The sequence below is a fragment of the Myxococcus sp. XM-1-1-1 genome, assembly GCF_020037095.1.
GTDB lineage: Bacteria > Myxococcota > Myxococcia > Myxococcales > Myxococcaceae > Myxococcus > Myxococcus fulvus.
This window is the reverse complement of record NZ_JAIQDH010000018.1, coordinates 1-14,821: the sequence shown is the minus strand read 5'-3', so window position 1 is coordinate 14,821 and position 14,821 is coordinate 1. Positions and strand designations below refer to the sequence as shown.

10 protein-coding genes are annotated in these 14,821 nt (G+C 70.3%); 1 reads left to right on the top strand and 9 read right to left on the bottom strand.

Annotated features, from left to right (window positions below; all coding sequences use genetic code 11):
• Positions 1-2: 2 nt before the first annotated feature.
• From K8640_RS29140 to K8640_RS29110, 7 genes are all read right to left on the bottom strand, one after another.
• A complete protein-coding gene (locus K8640_RS29140; RefSeq protein WP_223750052.1) occupies positions 3-1,148 on the bottom strand; it encodes a cysteine desulfurase family protein in 1,146 nt (381 codons plus the stop codon).
• Positions 1,145-2,266: a bifunctional oligoribonuclease/PAP phosphatase NrnA gene (locus tag K8640_RS29135; RefSeq protein ID WP_223750051.1), complete on the bottom strand. Its 1,122-nt coding sequence runs from the start codon at positions 2,264-2,266 to the stop codon at positions 1,145-1,147. Before K8640_RS29135 ends, K8640_RS29140 begins: the two co-directional genes overlap by 4 nt.
• Before the next feature lie 219 nt (positions 2,267-2,485).
• Positions 2,486-3,328 carry a Fic family protein gene (locus K8640_RS29130; RefSeq protein WP_141322818.1) on the bottom strand — a complete coding sequence of 281 codons (843 nt, stop codon included), beginning with the start codon at positions 3,326-3,328 and terminating at the stop codon, positions 2,486-2,488.
• 114 nt (positions 3,329-3,442) lie between these two features.
• On the bottom strand, positions 3,443-4,780 hold the full coding sequence (locus K8640_RS29125; protein ID WP_141322819.1) for an AAA family ATPase: 1,338 nt from the start codon (positions 4,778-4,780) through the stop codon (positions 3,443-3,445).
• Between the two features lie 151 nt (positions 4,781-4,931).
• Complete coding sequence (locus K8640_RS29120) at positions 4,932-5,879, bottom strand: branched-chain amino acid transaminase (RefSeq protein ID WP_223750050.1); 948 nt, start codon at positions 5,877-5,879, stop codon at positions 4,932-4,934.
• A 93-nt stretch (positions 5,880-5,972) separates the two neighbouring features.
• Positions 5,973-7,388 carry a patatin-like phospholipase family protein gene (locus K8640_RS29115; protein ID WP_223750049.1) on the bottom strand — a complete coding sequence of 472 codons (1,416 nt, stop codon included), beginning with the start codon at positions 7,386-7,388 and terminating at the stop codon, positions 5,973-5,975.
• A gap of 93 nt (positions 7,389-7,481) precedes the next feature.
• Positions 7,482-8,420: a MoxR family ATPase gene (locus K8640_RS29110; protein ID WP_141322822.1), complete on the bottom strand. Its 939-nt coding sequence runs from the start codon at positions 8,418-8,420 to the stop codon at positions 7,482-7,484.
• 211 nt (positions 8,421-8,631) lie between these two features.
• Here K8640_RS29110 and K8640_RS29105 point away from each other — a divergent pair, with 211 nt between their 5' ends.
• Positions 8,632-8,838 carry a hypothetical protein gene (locus tag K8640_RS29105; protein ID WP_223750048.1) on the top strand — a complete coding sequence of 69 codons (207 nt, stop codon included), beginning with the start codon at positions 8,632-8,634 and terminating at the stop codon, positions 8,836-8,838.
• Positions 8,839-9,002: 164 nt separating this feature from the next.
• Here the strand turns inward: K8640_RS29105 and K8640_RS29100 are convergent, their stop codons facing one another.
• Both K8640_RS29100 and K8640_RS29095 read right to left on the bottom strand, forming a co-directional pair.
• Positions 9,003-13,502, bottom strand: a complete 4,500-nt coding sequence (locus K8640_RS29100; RefSeq protein WP_223750047.1) for a response regulator — start codon at positions 13,500-13,502, stop codon at positions 9,003-9,005.
• A gap of 99 nt (positions 13,503-13,601) precedes the next feature.
• Entirely contained in the window at positions 13,602-14,555 is a 954-nt protein-coding gene (locus tag K8640_RS29095) for a hypothetical protein (protein ID WP_223750046.1), read from the bottom strand.
• Between the last annotated feature and the right edge of the window lie 266 nt (positions 14,556-14,821).

Genomic DNA, 14,821 nt, shown 5'->3' with positions numbered 1-14,821 from the left:
CCTCAGCCCGAGAGCGCCCTGACGGTGGGGACATGACGACGCAGGGCGTCGACGACCTGTCGCACGTCCTCCTCGCGTGTCTCGGAGCCCAGGCTGAAGCGCAGGCTGCCTCGGGCCTCGGCCGCCGACAGGCCCATGGCCCGGAGCACATGCGAGGGCGTCAGCGTTCCGGAGGCACACGCGGCGCCCATCGACACGCAGATGCCCTCGAGGTCCAACGCGATGAGCAGCGCCTCGCCCTCGACCCCCTCGAAGCGCAGGTTGCTGGTGTTGGGCACGCGCGGCGCGCCCGCGCCATTGACCACCACGCCCGGCACCTGCGCGAGCACCGCCTGCTCGAAGGCGTCTCTCAGCGCGCCGACGCGCGAGGCCACCTGGGGTTGTTCGCTCGCGGCCAGCTCCAGCGCGAGCGCGAGTGCTTCCGCATGCGGGATGTTCTGCGTCCCTCCGCGCCGGCCCCCCTCCTGGTGTCCCGGCGTGAGGGCCCGCACGTCCACGCCCTTGCGCACCACCAGCACGCCGACCCCCGAGGGGCCGCCGAACTTGTGCGCGGACAGCGACAGGAGGTCCGCGTCCACCTCGCGCAACGACAGCGGCACCTTGCCCGCCGCCTGCACCGCGTCCGTGTGGAAGAGCACGCCCTGCTTGCGACACGCGCGCGAGAGCTCCGCCGCGGGCTGCACCACGCCCGTCTCGTTGTTGGCCCACATCAACGAGCACAGCGCGGTGTCCGGCGTCAGCGCCGCGAGCAGGTCCTCCTCACGCACCCGCCCGTCCGCGCCCGGCGCCACCCGCACCACCTGCGCGCCCTCTTGCTCCAGCCGCGCCACCGCGCCGAGCAGGGCGGGGTGCTCCACCGAGGACGTCACCACGCGGCGTCGCTCCGCCGCGGGACGGGCGTGGAAGGCGCCCACCAGCGCGAGCGCGTCCGCCTCGCTGCCGGAGGCGGTGAAGCAGACTTCCTTCGGCTCGCAGCCCAGCACCCGCGCCACCCGGGCCCGGGCGGCATCCAGCCTGGCGCGGGCCTCGCGTCCGGCCGCGTGCACGCTGGACGCGTTGCCGTGGCCCCCTTGCAGAAAGGCGCGCGCGAGCAGCGAGGCCACCTCCGCGCGCACGGGCGCGGCGGCGTTGTGGTCCCAGTAGATCACGAGTCCTGCGCGGACAGCAGCGACACGGGCCGCTCGTCGGCGACGCCGAAGGCCTCGAGGAAGCGGTTCACCAGCTCGCGCTTGAGCGCCTTGCGCTGCGCCGCCTTGCCCGACAACGGCAGCCGCGCGCCCGCCATGCTGCCGTGGCCGCCGGACGAGCCGCCGTAGTCCTCGAAGATCTCCCGGATGAGCCGGCCCGCGTTCATCCGCCGGTCCTTCACGCGCAGGCTGAAGTAGAGCTGGTTTCGGTACGTGCCGAAGGCCAGCGACCACTTGGTGCCCTCGAGGAACATCAGCCGCTCGGCGACCTCGGCCACCATGTCCGGGGAGTAGACCTCCTCCAGGTCGGTGACGATGGCGGTGCCGTACACCTTCGCCCGCTCGAAGGCCGTGTGGTACAGCTGGAAGTAGCGCGCCGGCAGCTCCGGGTGCTCGATCTGCGCGAGCATCGACTTGTCCATGCGCGGGAACAGCCACAGGTAGCTGTCGATGTCCGTCTGAGTCGTCTCGCGGCCCAGGTCGCGCGTGTCCGCCTTGATGCCGTAGAACAGCGCGGTGGCCACCTCCACCGAGGGCTCCACGCGCGCGGCGCGCAGGTACTCCACCAGCATGGTGGACGTGGCGCCGAAGTCGCCGCCCACGTCCGCGAACGGCGAGGCCAGGCTCTCCTCACGCAGCGGATGGTGGTCCACCACCAGGTGCGCCTCCATGCGCGCGGGCAGCGAGTGGTTGCCCACCTTGGGCTGCGTGTCCACCAGCCCGAAGAGGTCGTACTCGTCGAAGTCCAGCTGCGACACGTGCGAGACGGGCAGCCGCAGCACCTTCACGAAGGCGATGTTCTCCGCCCGGCCGATGATGCCCCCGTAGCCCACCTGGGCCTCCAGGTTCGCCCGGCGCTCGAGCAGTTGGGCGAGCGCCACCGCGGCGGCCAGCGAGTCCGGATCCGGGTTGTCGTGGGTGAGGATGAGCGCCTTGCGATGGCCCTTGGCCACCTCGAGCAGCCGCTCCAGCTTGTCCCGCGCCGACAGCAGGGCCAGTCGCGGTGGCGGAGGCTCCGTCAGCTCGCCCCCCGAGGCTCCCTGGGCACGGCGGCTGTTGAAGGACTGTGTCACGGGCATGGAGTGGTCTTCTTTACTTCCTCCGGCTCCCGGTTTCGAGGGGCCGGCGGGTGCGGGGTGTCTGCCGCACACCAAAGTTGCAGATGCCCCGGCCGACGTTCACGCGGGGGCGGAAGACCGGGTGCCCGGACGCCTTCCTGCCCCGGGTGCGGAGGCCCGCCCTTCCGGCGGCGGGCCTTGCCGGCCGGAGGGGGCCTGGTCTTCCTGGCGGGAGGGGACCTAGTTGTTGATGGCCTTGTACTTGCGGCCCAGGTCCCGGAAGTACTTCACGCCGTTGTCGAGCGAGTTCTCCATCGCGTCCATCAGCACCGTGCGGAACTGCGCCGCCGGGCCGCGGAAGCACTCGTAATAGCGCTGCCGATCGATGGAGTGGATGACCGCGGGCATGTAGTTGTTGCGCAGCAGGATGAGGTTGCTGCACATGCGCCCCACCTTCCCGCTGTGCTCGGTGAAGGGGAAGATCTGCAGGAACATGTGCTGCACCGTGGCGGCCTGCTTGATGGGGTGGAACTCGCGGAACTCCGCGCTGGCCGTGTAGTCCACCAGCTTCTCCAGCGCGGGCTGGATCTTCGCGGGCTGGTGGATGTCGTGGAAGTACGTGCGGTGCAGCGGCATGTCCTTGCGCAGCCCCGAGCGCTCACGCTCCTTGGCGAGCTCCTTCTCGGTGCGCTCCCGTCGCTCCATGCGCGCGCGCTCGGCCAGCGCCTCGGGGGTGTTCCCGAGGAAGAGGTCGTGCATCCGCTTGATGGTGGTGAGGGTGATCTGCGCCTGCTTCTTGGCGCCCGCGGCTTCCTCGCGGATGAAGTCGCAGACGGCCTTGTGGTTGCGGATCTCGAGCACCACCGGAATCATCGAGGCCTCGGCGCTCGCGCGTTGCGGATACAGCGCGGCCTTCAGCTCCTGGTGGGTGTAGACCACGCCTTCCAACGCGGCGTCGTGGTAGATCCACGACATCTCGAACTGCTCGAGGAAGTCACGCGCCTGCTGCTTGTCCTTGAAGATCTCGAGGTAATCGCGCAGCGCCTCGTTCTTCTCGTCGATGTCCTGGTAGCGTTCCTTCACGGACTGCGGCTCCTTCTTGCGCCGAGCCACCCAAGAGTGGCCATAGCGTGCGGCCGAGCGATACAACGGCATGCGGATTCTAGAAATTCCGCACGGTTGTAACAACGAATTCCGTTAGAGATTGACGAGGAAGACCTCGCACGCCTGGTCGAGCAGGTCCTTGGAGAGGGCGGGCGGGATCTGCCGGTAGCGCGCCGCGTCCTTGATGAGTCCCACCAGGTCCCGGGGGTGACAGGCGCGCAGCTGCATGGTCCGCGGCTTGTAGTAGTGCTCGATGAGGTACGTGACGGCCTGGTCCACATAGGGGATTCCCGCCGCCTCGCACACCCGGCGGAAGATCTCCCGGTAGGACTCCTCGTCCGGATTCGTCACTTCAATCTTGTACTTGATGCGCCGCAGGAAGGCCTCGTCCACCAGCTCCTTCGGATCAAGATTCGTTGAAAACACGAGAAGCTGATCAAACGGGATTTCGAACTTCTTCCCGGTATGCAGGGTAAGGAAGTCGACGCGCTTCTCGAGGGGGACGATCCACCGGTTGAGCAGGTCCGTGGGGTGGACCTTCTGGCGGCCGAAGTCGTCGATGAGGAGCATGCCGCCGTTGGCCTTCACCTGGAACGGGGCCTCGTAGAAGCGGGTGCTCTCCGAGTAGATGAGGTCGAGCGTCTCCAGCGTGAGCTCGCCGCCGACGACGACGGCGGGTCTGCGGCAGAGCATCCACCGGTTGTCCATCTCGAAGGTCTGCCGGCGGCCGGAGGTGTCGCGGCCCAGCTCCAGCGGGACGGGGGTGTGGATGAGGTGGTCATGCACCTGGATGATCTGATTGCCGATCTCCAGGCAGTGCGGGACGTACACCTCGCCGCCGAACATGTGGGAGACGGCCTCGGCCAGGCTCGTCTTGCCGTTGCCGGGCGGGCCGTAGAGGAAGAGCGAGCGGCCGGAGTTCACCGCCGGGCCCAGCTTGTCCATCAGCTCCGCGGGCACGGTGAGGTGGCTGAGCGCCATCACCAGCTCCTCCTGGCTGACGACGGGCGTCTCCTCGGTCTGGCTGGTGATGAGCGCGTTGTACTGCTCGATGGGGACGGGGGCGGGGCCCACGTAGGTGGTGCGGGTGAGCGCGTCGCGCGCGTACTCGCGGCCCTTCTCCGTGAGGATGAACTCCACCGAGGCGCGGCCGAAGCCCTTGCCACCCCGCAGGTCCACCAGCTTCTCCGTGGCGAGGAAATCCACCACGTGCTCGATGACGCCCGGCCACGGCAGCCGCATCTCGTCGGCGATGCCCATGCCGGTGCCCGTACCGGAGTAGTAGAGGAACTTGAGCGCGATGTCCGCGAGCAGGCCCATCTTGAGCCCCGTCTCCTCCACCGTCTTCGGCTCGGCCGGGGCGATGTCCAGGATGGACGGGTTCTCTAGCTTGAATGGATTGTCGTCGTATGCGGGGCCGGCGGGTGCCATCGGGGCCTTTCTAGCCCAATCCGGTGGGTGGAGGGCAGGCGACGATGGGGGGGAGGGTCTTCCGTCACCGGGGCGTCGGGGCCCTCGGGTGGAGGAAGGGACGTCGGGCTCCCGGGCCGTCAGGGGCGCCGGGAGCCGGACGGGTGGAGCGTCAGACGTAGGTGAGCCACTCGGCGTAGCGCGGCTCCTGGCCCCGGACGGTGCGGAAGTACGTCTCCTGCACGAAGGTGCCGATGGGGCCGGGCTTGCCGGTGCCGACCATGCGGTCGTCCACCTCGCGCACCGGGGTGATTTCCGCGGCGGTGCCCGTGAAGAAGATCTCGTTGCAGATGTAGAGCGCGTCGCGGGTGAAGGTGACCTCGTCCACCTCGCGGCCGCTGTCGCGCAAGATCTTCAGCACGGTGTCGCGGGTGATGCCGTCGAGGATGGGCGAGGACAGGGGCGGCGTCTTGATGACGCCCTTCTTGTTCACCATGAAGATGTTCTCGCCGGACGCCTCGGCCACGAAGCCGCTGATGTCCAGGAGGATGGCCTCGTCATAGCCGCCGAGCACCGCCTCGCGCTTGGCGAGGATGGAGTTGACGTACTGGCCCGAGATCTTGCCGCGCACCATGTTCACGTTGACGTGCATGCGGGTGAAGGAGCTCACCTTGGCGCGGATGCCCTCGCGGATGCCCTTGTCGCCCAGGTACGCGCCCCAATCCCACGCCGTCACGGCGACGCGGGTGGGGTTGACGGCGCCCAGGCCCATGGCGCCGTCGCCCATGAAGGCCACCGGCCGCAGGTACGCGCCGTTGGCGAACAGGTCCTTCTGCTTGCGCAGCACGTCCAGGCACGCCTCGACCAGCTCGTCCTCGGAGTACGGAATCTTCAGCATGATGATGTGCGCCGAGTCGAGCAGCCGGCGGATGTGCTCACGCAGGCGGAACACAGCGAGCCGGCCATCATGCGTGCGGTACGCGCGGATGCCCTCGAACGCGCCCAGCCCATAGTGGAGGGCGTGCGTCATCACATGGACATGGCCCTCGTCCCATTTCACCAATCTGCCGTCGAGCCAGATCTGGTCGGCACGCAATACGCTGGTCGAGGTGGAGCTCATGCGGGGGTTCCTTCGCCCTGAAAAGTGGAACTGCCCCGCCCTTCTAGCCACCACACGCTATGAGGTCAAAGCGTGAAAGCCGTTCCCCGGAATTCAGAGCACGGCGGGCAAGGGGGTCAGCATGCGGCGGAGCCACGGCAGGTCGTCCGCCATGGCCTTGCGGCCGAAGTGGAGGGCCTTGGAGGCGAGCTCCACGGAGGGCACGACGTCGAGCGGTGAGAGCGTGCGAGGGAAGCGCTTGATGTGATGCGCGTAGGGCAGGTTGGGCGCCACCGTCATCGCCGCGAGCCGCTGCAGGGGCAGCCAGAAGGGCGTGGCGAGGCGGGGCGCGAAGCCGTCCAGCGCGAGGATGAAGGTGTTGCGCGTGCCGATGCGCCCCTTGGCCACGGCCTTCCAGGCGGCCTTGGCGGGGAGGTTGTCGACGAGGCCTCCGTCGATGAAGCGCGCGATGCCGTGGTGCGCCATCAGCCCGTCGAGCAGCGAGTGCATGCGCGGGTCCTCGCGCAGCACGTCGTAGTGGATGACGCCGGGCAGGGCGGAGGAGAAGCCCGCGGCGTCGAGCGCGTCGAACTCGCCGCTCGCGTCGTCGGCGCCCAGGTGCAGGCGCATCGTGATTTCGGGGCGCGTGAAGAGCTCGGCCATGGCGCCCATGGCGGCCTGGATGCGGCGCGCGACCCCCACGGGGTCGAGCAGCCCCAGGGGGCTGGTGCCGAGCAGGCGCTCGTAATACTCGAGCGGCCTGGGGAGCATGCCCCGACGGATGCCGCCCACGGCGATGAGCGTGGGGACGGGGAGGTCCTTGAGCCGCATGCCGCTGCCCTCGGGGCCCGCGCCGAAGAAGCGGCCCAGGCCCGCGCGCAGGAACAGCCGCAGCGCGGCGGGCAGGCCGTAGCGGCTCTCCGTGGAGATGAAGCGGAAGAGCTTCCGGAAGGACAGGCCCCGGACGATGTTGATCATCTCCGTGGGGTCGAAGCGCGCCATGCGCGAGCGCATCAGCGCGAGCACCGCGCCCATCGACGCGCCCGCGAGCAGCCGGGGCTCCAGCGCGTGCTCGGCCAGCAGGCTCATCACGCCCAGGTACACGAAGGCGGTGCCGCCTCCGCCGCCCGTCACCATGACGAGCTCCTTGTGCCGCAGCTCCCGGTCCAGCGCCTCGGGCGGTACACGTCCCCGCAGTCGCGCGAGGACTCCATCGCGCGCGCGGGCCGCGTGCTCGCGCAAGTCCCTCACGTGCGGCACCAGCCTGTCCCTCGTGGGAGGCCTCGCGCCGTTCAGCACCGGGCCGAGCCGCCGCTCCACCTCCTCACGGAAAGGGGTGAGCTGCGCGCCCACGCCCACGTCGAGGCCGCCGTGCTGGACCTTGTAGAGCTTCGCGAGCGACAGCGCGGTGCGCAGCACGGCCTCCTCGCGCGCGTCGAGCAGGCCGGGGCCGTCCACGCACGCGCGCACGAGCGTCAGCTCCTGCTGCTCGAGCGGGCGGTTGATCTGGAAGCGTTCCTTCAGGAGCACGAGCGGCCAGGGCCTCGAGGAGAGCGGGCCGCCCGAGCATACACCGGTGGACGGATGCCCCGGCTCACGCGGAGCCGGGTGTCCCGACGCACCTCACGCCTGGGCGATCTGCGGCAGGTTGGCGCGCGCCTTCTCGATGTCGCCTTCGTACTTGAGGACGAGGTTGAGCGTGGAGGCCACCACGTCCGAGGTGAGCTGGTCCGCGTTGAGCAGCACCAGGCTCTGCGCCCAGTCCAGCGTCTCGCTGATGGAGGGAGCCTTCTTCAAGTCCAGCGCGCGGATGGCGGCGACGGCCTCCACCACCTGCTCGGCGAGCACCTGCGGCACCTGGGGCAGCCGGGAGCGGACGATGCGCAGCTCGCGCTCGCGGTCCGGGAAGTCGATGTGCAGGTGCAGGCAGCGGCGCTTGAGCGCGTCCGACAGCTCGCGCGCGGCGTTGGACGTGAGCAGCACGCGCGGGATGTGCTTCGCCCGGAACGTGCCCAGCTCCGGAATCGTGACGGCGTTGTCGGAGAGGACCTCCAGCAGGAAGGCCTCGAACTCCGGGTCCGCCTTGTCGATCTCGTCCACCAGCAGCAGGGCGGGGCGCTCGGACAGCTGCGCGCGCAGGATGGGGCGGGGCAACAGGAAGCGCTCGGAGAAGAACACCGCGTCGCCGGACGCCAGCCGATCCGCGGCCTCCGCCAGCGACTGGGTGCCCTCCACCATCTCCCCAATCTTGTCCTTGAGCAACTGGGTGTAGAGCAGCTGCTTGGCGTACTCCCACTCGTAGAGCGCCTTGGCCTCGTCCAGGCCCTCGTAGCACTGGAGCCGGATGAGCTCGCGGCCCAGCGCGGCGGCCATGGCGCGCGCCAGCTCCGTCTTGCCCACGCCCGCGGGGCCCTCCACCAGGATGGGCTTGTCCATCCGGTCCGCCAGGAAGGCCGCGGTGGCGATCTCCGGTGAAGGCAGGTATCCCACCTGCTCGAGCTGCTTCTCTGCGTCCGCGACGCTGTCGAATCCGCGGACCTTGGCCGTCTCTGGGGTGCTCACGCGGCGGAACTTAACCGAGGGCCATTCAGGCGACTGCGGCAAAAATGCCAGGATCCTCACCCCCACGTCGCGGCTCTATTGCCCCGCTGGTCCCCAACCCTGCGGAAAAGGGAGGGAAATTATTTGCGCACCGTGGGCACGCACCGTGCATCTCAGTGGCGCAACTCACGAAGGGAAAGCAGCGAGGTCCGTGGTCATGGTGTGGGCGTGGATGAGGATGGTGATGGCGGTGGCGGTGCTCCTGTTGCCGGGAGGCTTCCCGCTGCTGCTGGCGTACATCACGCTGCGGACGCTGATGGCCCGCTGGCGCGAGGCGCAGGCGCAGGCGCACAGCGTGGGCCGTGAGGCCTCCCTCCGCGACGTCCTCGCCTCACTGCACTTCAAGGAGCTGGTGCGCGACGCGCGCGCCGTCCTCTGAGTTTTTCACCCAGGTAGGGCACGGATGTCGCGGCTCCAGGCGAGTCGCTCCCGAAGCCCTCCGGGTCGGCGGACCGCCGGCCTTCCGGCGGATGCCGGGACTCCAGACAGCCAGGGTGACGGGAAGCCGGCGGGGCCGCCCCACGTGAGGCGGCCCCAGGCCCGCTACTTGTCCAGCTCGTCCACCAGGGCCGTCCAGTCGTCATCCTCCTTGGCGGCCTGGGTGGGCAGCTGGATGACCATGGTGCGGTCCGTGGGCTCCGACTCGTCGCCACCCAGCGGGGCGGGGGCGGGAGCGGCCTTCTTCGCGGCGGCGGGCTTCGCGGCGGCCTTGGCGGCCTTGGCGGGAGCGGGGGCCGCGGCCGCGGGGATGACCTGGTTGAGCTGAGGCCGGGTGGCCAGGTCGTCGTCCTCGACGGGCGCCGGGGCCTTGGCGGCCTTGGCGGCGACGGGGGCGGGCGTGGCGGCGGGGGCCTTGCTCTTGTAGCGAGCCAGCTCCAGCTCGGCGACCTTGAGCGCCTTGCTCTTCTCCTGGACGGACTGCTGCAGGCGGGTGACCTCCTGCGTCTTGATGGCCTCGCGCCGCTCGAGCTCCGCCTTCTGCTTGGTGTTGAGCTCCTCGATTTCGCGCAGCTGGCGGGCCTCCAGGTCCTTGCGCTCCTTCTGGGCGGTGGCGAGGCGGGCGGCGGCCTCGTTGGCCTTGCCCTCGGCGGCGGCCACCTTGGCGGCCAGGTCCTTCTCCGCGCGGGCCTTGGCGCCCTGCGCGTTCTCCACCGCCAGCTCCAGGTCCTGCACCTTCTTGGTGCGGGTGGCGAGCTGGGCCTGCAGGTCCTTGGCCTTGGCGTCCGCGTCGGCCGCCTTCGCCTGGGCCTCCTGGGTGAGCTGGGCGATGCGCTGCTCGGCCTTGGCCAGCTTCGCCGCCAGCTCGTCGGACGCGCGCTTCGCCTCGGCGCGCTCCTGCTGCCAGGCCTGGGCCGCTTGAGCCTGGGCCGCCTGCGCCTGCTGGAGCTGTCCTGCCAGGCCGTCGCGCTCCTGGGTCAGCTTCTGGTGGCTGGTGCCCGCCGCGCGCAGCTGCTCCTCGCGCTCGCCGAGCGCCTTCTTCGCCAGCTCCAGCTGGTTGTTCAGGCCGGCCATCTGCTGGCCGAGCCCGTCCGCGTGGCGCTTGGCGTCGGTGGCCTGCGTCTGGAGCTTGGTCTCCAGGGCCTTGACCTGCTCGGTGCGGGTGGCGACCTCGCGGTTGAGCACCTCGGCCTGACGCATCTTCTCCTGCGTCACCTGGGTGAGCTTGCGCAGCGTGTCCGAGAGCTCCTTGCCCTTGGTGGCCAGGTCGTTCTGGAGCAGCTCCTCGCGGCGCTGGGACTCCTCGGTGAGGGTGTCCAGGCGCTCCTTGAGGTTCGCGCGGGTGTCCTCCACCTGGGCGAGCTGCGCGGTGAGCTGGGTGACGTCCGCGACGCGGGCGCCCAGCTCGTGCTTGGTGATGGTGAGCTGCTCGCCCAGCTCCTCCGCCTGGTTGCGCGCCTCGTTGAGCTCGCCCTCCAGCGCGGACTGGGTGCTGGCCGCCTGCTGACGGCTGGTGGTGTGCGCCTGCTGCTCGCGCGACAGGGCGTCGCGGGTGGCGGCGAGCTGGCCCTGCACCTGTTCCAGCGTCTGGCTGGTGGCCTCCAGCTCCGAGCGCAGCCCGTCTCGCTCGCCGGTGAGCGCCTCGATGGTGGCGCTCGTCTCGGCGGCGAGCTTCTCGTGCGCGGCGCGCTCGGCCTCGTAGTTGCCCAGCGTCTCAGACAGTTCGCCGCGCAGCTGGCCAATCTGGCCGGTGAGCAGCTGCTCCAGCGCGTCCTTGGCCTCGCCCAGGGCCTGGAGCTCGGCGATGCGCTGGTTCCTCTCGCCCGTGGTCCGGGACAGCGAGGCCTGCGTCTCCTGGAGCACGGCGCGCGTCTCGTCCAGCTCCAGCTTGAGCTGATCCCGCTGCGCGGTGGTGGTGCCCAGCTCGTCGCGCGTCTCTTCCAGCGTGTTCTGCGTCTGGGTGAGCGTCTGGCTGGTGGCCTCCAGCTCGCCGCGCGTCTCGGCCAGGCTGCCCTCGGTCTGGGAGAGCGTGCCTTGTGTCTGCGCCAGCTGCTGCTCGGTGCGCGCCAGCGTGTCCTGGGTCTGCGCCAGCGTCTGGCTCGTCGCATCCAGCTCCCCGCGCGTCTCGGAGAGCGACTGCTCCGTGTTGGCGAGCGTCCCCTGGGTCTGCGCGAGCTGCTGTTCGGTCTGCGTGAGCTGCTGCTCGGTCTGAGCGAGCGTCCCTTGGGTCTGCGCCAGCGTCTGGCTGGTGGCGTCCAGCTCGCCGCGCGTCTCGGAGAGCGACTGCTCCGTGGTGGCGAGCGTGTTCTGCGTGTCCGCCAGCTGCTGCTCGGTGCGGGAGAGGGTGTCCTGCGTCTGCGCGAGCGTCTGGCTGGTGGCGTCCAGCTCCCCGCGCGTGGAGGACAGCGCCTCCTCCGTCTGGGCCAGGCGCGTCTGCGTCTCGGACAGCGACTGGCTGGTGGCCTCCAGCTCGCCGCGCGTCTCGGACAGCGACTGCTCGGTGGAGGCGAGGGTGCCCTGCGTGTCCGCGAGCTGCTGCTCGGTCTGCGCGAGCGTGCCCTGCGTCTGCGCCAGCGTCTGGCTGGTGGCCTCCAGGTCTCCGGTCAGCTCGGAGATGCGCTGGTCGCGCGTGGCGACATCACCCTGGAGTCCCTCGATGGTGGACTCGCGCTGGGCGACGGTGTCCTCGAGGGACGCGACGCGGGCCTGGAGCTGCTCGCCCTGGTTCTGGGCCGCCTCGAGCTGCGAGGTGAGGGCCTGGATTTGACCTGTGAGGTCGGCCTCCTGCTCCGCCTTGGCGGCGCGGACCTCTTCGAGCTGGCGGGTGAGGTCCTCCTCCAGCGCGTCCTTGGCGACGCGCAGCGCCTCCAGGCGGCCGGTGAGGTCCTCCTCCAGCGCGTTCTTCGCCTCGGTGAGCGCCTGCAGCTCACCGGTGAGCTCGGCCTCGCGGTCGGCCAGGTGGGCCTTGACGGCCTCGACCTCGCCCTCCAGCTCGCCGATGCGCTCCAGCTGCTGCTGGATGCTGGAGTTGAGGTCCGCCTCGGTGCGCTCGTTGCGGGCGATGGTCTCCGACAGCTCGCGGTCCAACGCCGAGATCTTGGCGTCGCGGTCCTCGATGCGCTGGCTGAGCTCCGCCTCCTGGGCGTCCTTGTCCAGCCGGAGCTGATCCCGCTCGCCGGTGGTGCGCGCGAGGTCCGTCTCGAGATCCGCCACCTGCTGGCTGAGCCGCGCCTCGAGCGCGTCGCGCTCCGCGTTCAGCCGGGTGATCTCCGCGTCGGCGCGGGCGCCGTGCTCCTCGGCGGAGGCGGCGCGCGTCTCCAGGCCGCGCACGGTGGAGTCGCGCTCCTGCTCGGTCTGCTGCAGCCGCTCCTGGAGGGCCTGAATCTCGCCGTCCAGCTCGGCGTAGCGCTGGTCGCGCTCGCTGATGGTGCGGCCCAGCTCCGCCTCGAAGTCGTCACCGCGCTTGCCCAGCCGGGCCTCTTCGGCCTCGTGCGCGCGCACGCTGTCCTGGAGCTTCTGCTCCTTGACCTCGAACTCCAACGTGACGACGTTGAGGTGCTTGTCGAGCTTCTCGTATTCGCCGCGCAGGTGCTCCAGCTCGGCGCCCCGCCGCGCGAGGTCGTCGTCGCGGTTGTGGACCTCCTTGCGCAGCAGGTTGATGTCCTTCTCCTTGGATGCGACGACCTCGATGAGGTCCTTCTCCGAGGAGAACTTCTGCAGCAGCAGGTCGTCGACGGTGGCGCCGTGCTCGCGCTCCTTCTGGAGCATCGCCTGCTGGGCCTCGTTGAAGCGCCGCAGCAGATCGTCCACCTGCATCTTGAGGCCCTGCAGCTCCACGTCCTTCTCGTGGAGGCGGTCCTCGCCGGAGAGCAGCTCGCGCTCGCGCACGCTCCAGATCTCGGAGAGGCGGGCCAGCTGGGCCTCGCGCGTCTTGAGCTCGTCGCGGAGGATCTGGATCTTCCCCTCCGGCGTGCCCATCAGCTCGCGGCGCGGGGGTGGGCGCTTGAGCTGACGCGACTCGGCGAGCAGCTCCGCCTTGCGGTCGGCGATGGACTGGAAGGCGCGGTCCAGGAAGGCGCGGTCCTCCTCGGTCATCGCGCTGCGGCGCTCGCGCTTGGGGAGCTTGGGCGGACCGCCGGCGTTGGTGCGGATGCCCGGCATGGGGGGCGGCGCCTCGCGCGGCGCGTTACCGGCGAGCGCGGCGTCGAGCGAGGCGTCCGACTCGTCCTGGCCCGGCGGCATGATGCCCGTGCTCATCGTGGCCAGCTCCCCCATCTCGAAGGGGATGACGAGGTAGCCGTCCGCGGCGCCCGGCGTCTGCCGGTGCTGCGTGAGGCCCTCGACGCCCGTGTCGGAGGAGAGGAGCAGGACCTTGAGGTTCTGGCCCCACTTGCCCTTCTTGATCTGCCCGCACAGCGTGAAACCGGATTGATCCGGAAGCTCGGCCCGAAGGACGACGAGATCCGGTCGGCGCTTCTCCAGCTCGCGCTGCGCATCCGTCGCGGTCGCCGCCATGGCGGTCTGGTAACCCGCGCTCTTGAGCACGGTCGCCATGCTGAGGGCGAAGTCGTTCTGGCTTTCAACGATGAGGACGCGGCGCTCCATGAAGCCCTTTCACCCGTAAAAAGTGCAGTGAAAACCGCGACATCCTACTGGGCGGGAGCGACGCTTGGAAACTTTCCGGAGGGTGCTCGGTTGGCTGCTTCACGAGCTCTTGCCGCGAACGACGCCTGGTGCACGGGGGGCGGAGGGCGTTCGGGATGGATCCGCGTCGTCGTCCCGCCCCGGGAAGGTGGTGGGGGGCGTGTGGCGCGCGAACTGAGTGCCTTCCGGTGGACAGTAGCCGTGGGCGAGCTGGGCGAACCAGGGGTTCAGCGTCGAGGAGAGCGGCTCGGGCGGGGGGCCCTCGTCCTCTTCGGGGATGGGGTCCGCGTCGGCTTCCTGGAGATCGTCCTCGTCGTCGACGAGCTGGGCGGCGCTGCTGGCGGAGACCTCGGCGTCCTCGACCTCGTCGCTGCTGATTTCGTCCGGTTCATCGTCCAGACGTGGGCGCGAGTGGGGCGGAGTGGGGCCCGCCTCCTCGCCATCCTCGATGGCGTGGGCCTCGTCCTCGGAGATCTCCTCCGGTTCGTCCTCGGCTTCGGGGGACCTGATGGCGGGCAGGCCGGGGCGGGACGCGGAGGTGTCGACGGGCTCCAGTCGAGGGGGCCCGTCGATGGACAAGAGGCGCGGCGGCCGCTGCCGGGGAACGGGCGGCGGGGCGCTGGTGGCGCGAGGGGGGAGGGAGGGGGGCCGGTCGGCGTCGCTGGAGGGGCTGAGGACGGGAGGTCCTCGGTCGGTGTCGGGCGGCGGCAGGTCGCCCAGCAGGGAGGACTTTCCGACGGAAGGGGTGCCGGCTCCCGGGGTGAGGATGGGCGGAGGGCGATCCGGGTCGAGCGCGCTGCCGCGTGATCCGCTGCGCGAGAGGTCGGGCGGCGGGCTGGGACGGACGAGCGGCGGGAGCCGATCCGTCTCACCCGTGCGAGGACGTTCCGGTTCGACGATGCCGGAGGGGCGCGGGGTGTTGCGTTCCGGGTCCGTGGTGTGACCGCGAGCGGCCAGCTCCGGCAGGGCGCTTCGGACCGAGGGCCGCTCCGAGTCGGGATTCGGGACGCGCACGGAGGCCCGTTCGGGCTCGGGGACCGTCGGAGTGCGCCCGGAGGGCCGTTCCGGTTCGGGGACGGGGGTGCCTCGGACGGAGGGTCGCTCCGAGTCCACACCCGTGCGTCCGTTGGGACGCTCGGGTTCAGGAGCCGGCGTGCCTCGCGCGGAGGGACGCTCATCCGTGATGGAGGGTGTACGCCCGGAGGGACGCTCGGGTTCAGGAGCCGGCGTGCCTCGCGCGGAGGGACGCTCATCCGTGATGGAGGGTGTACGCCCGGAGG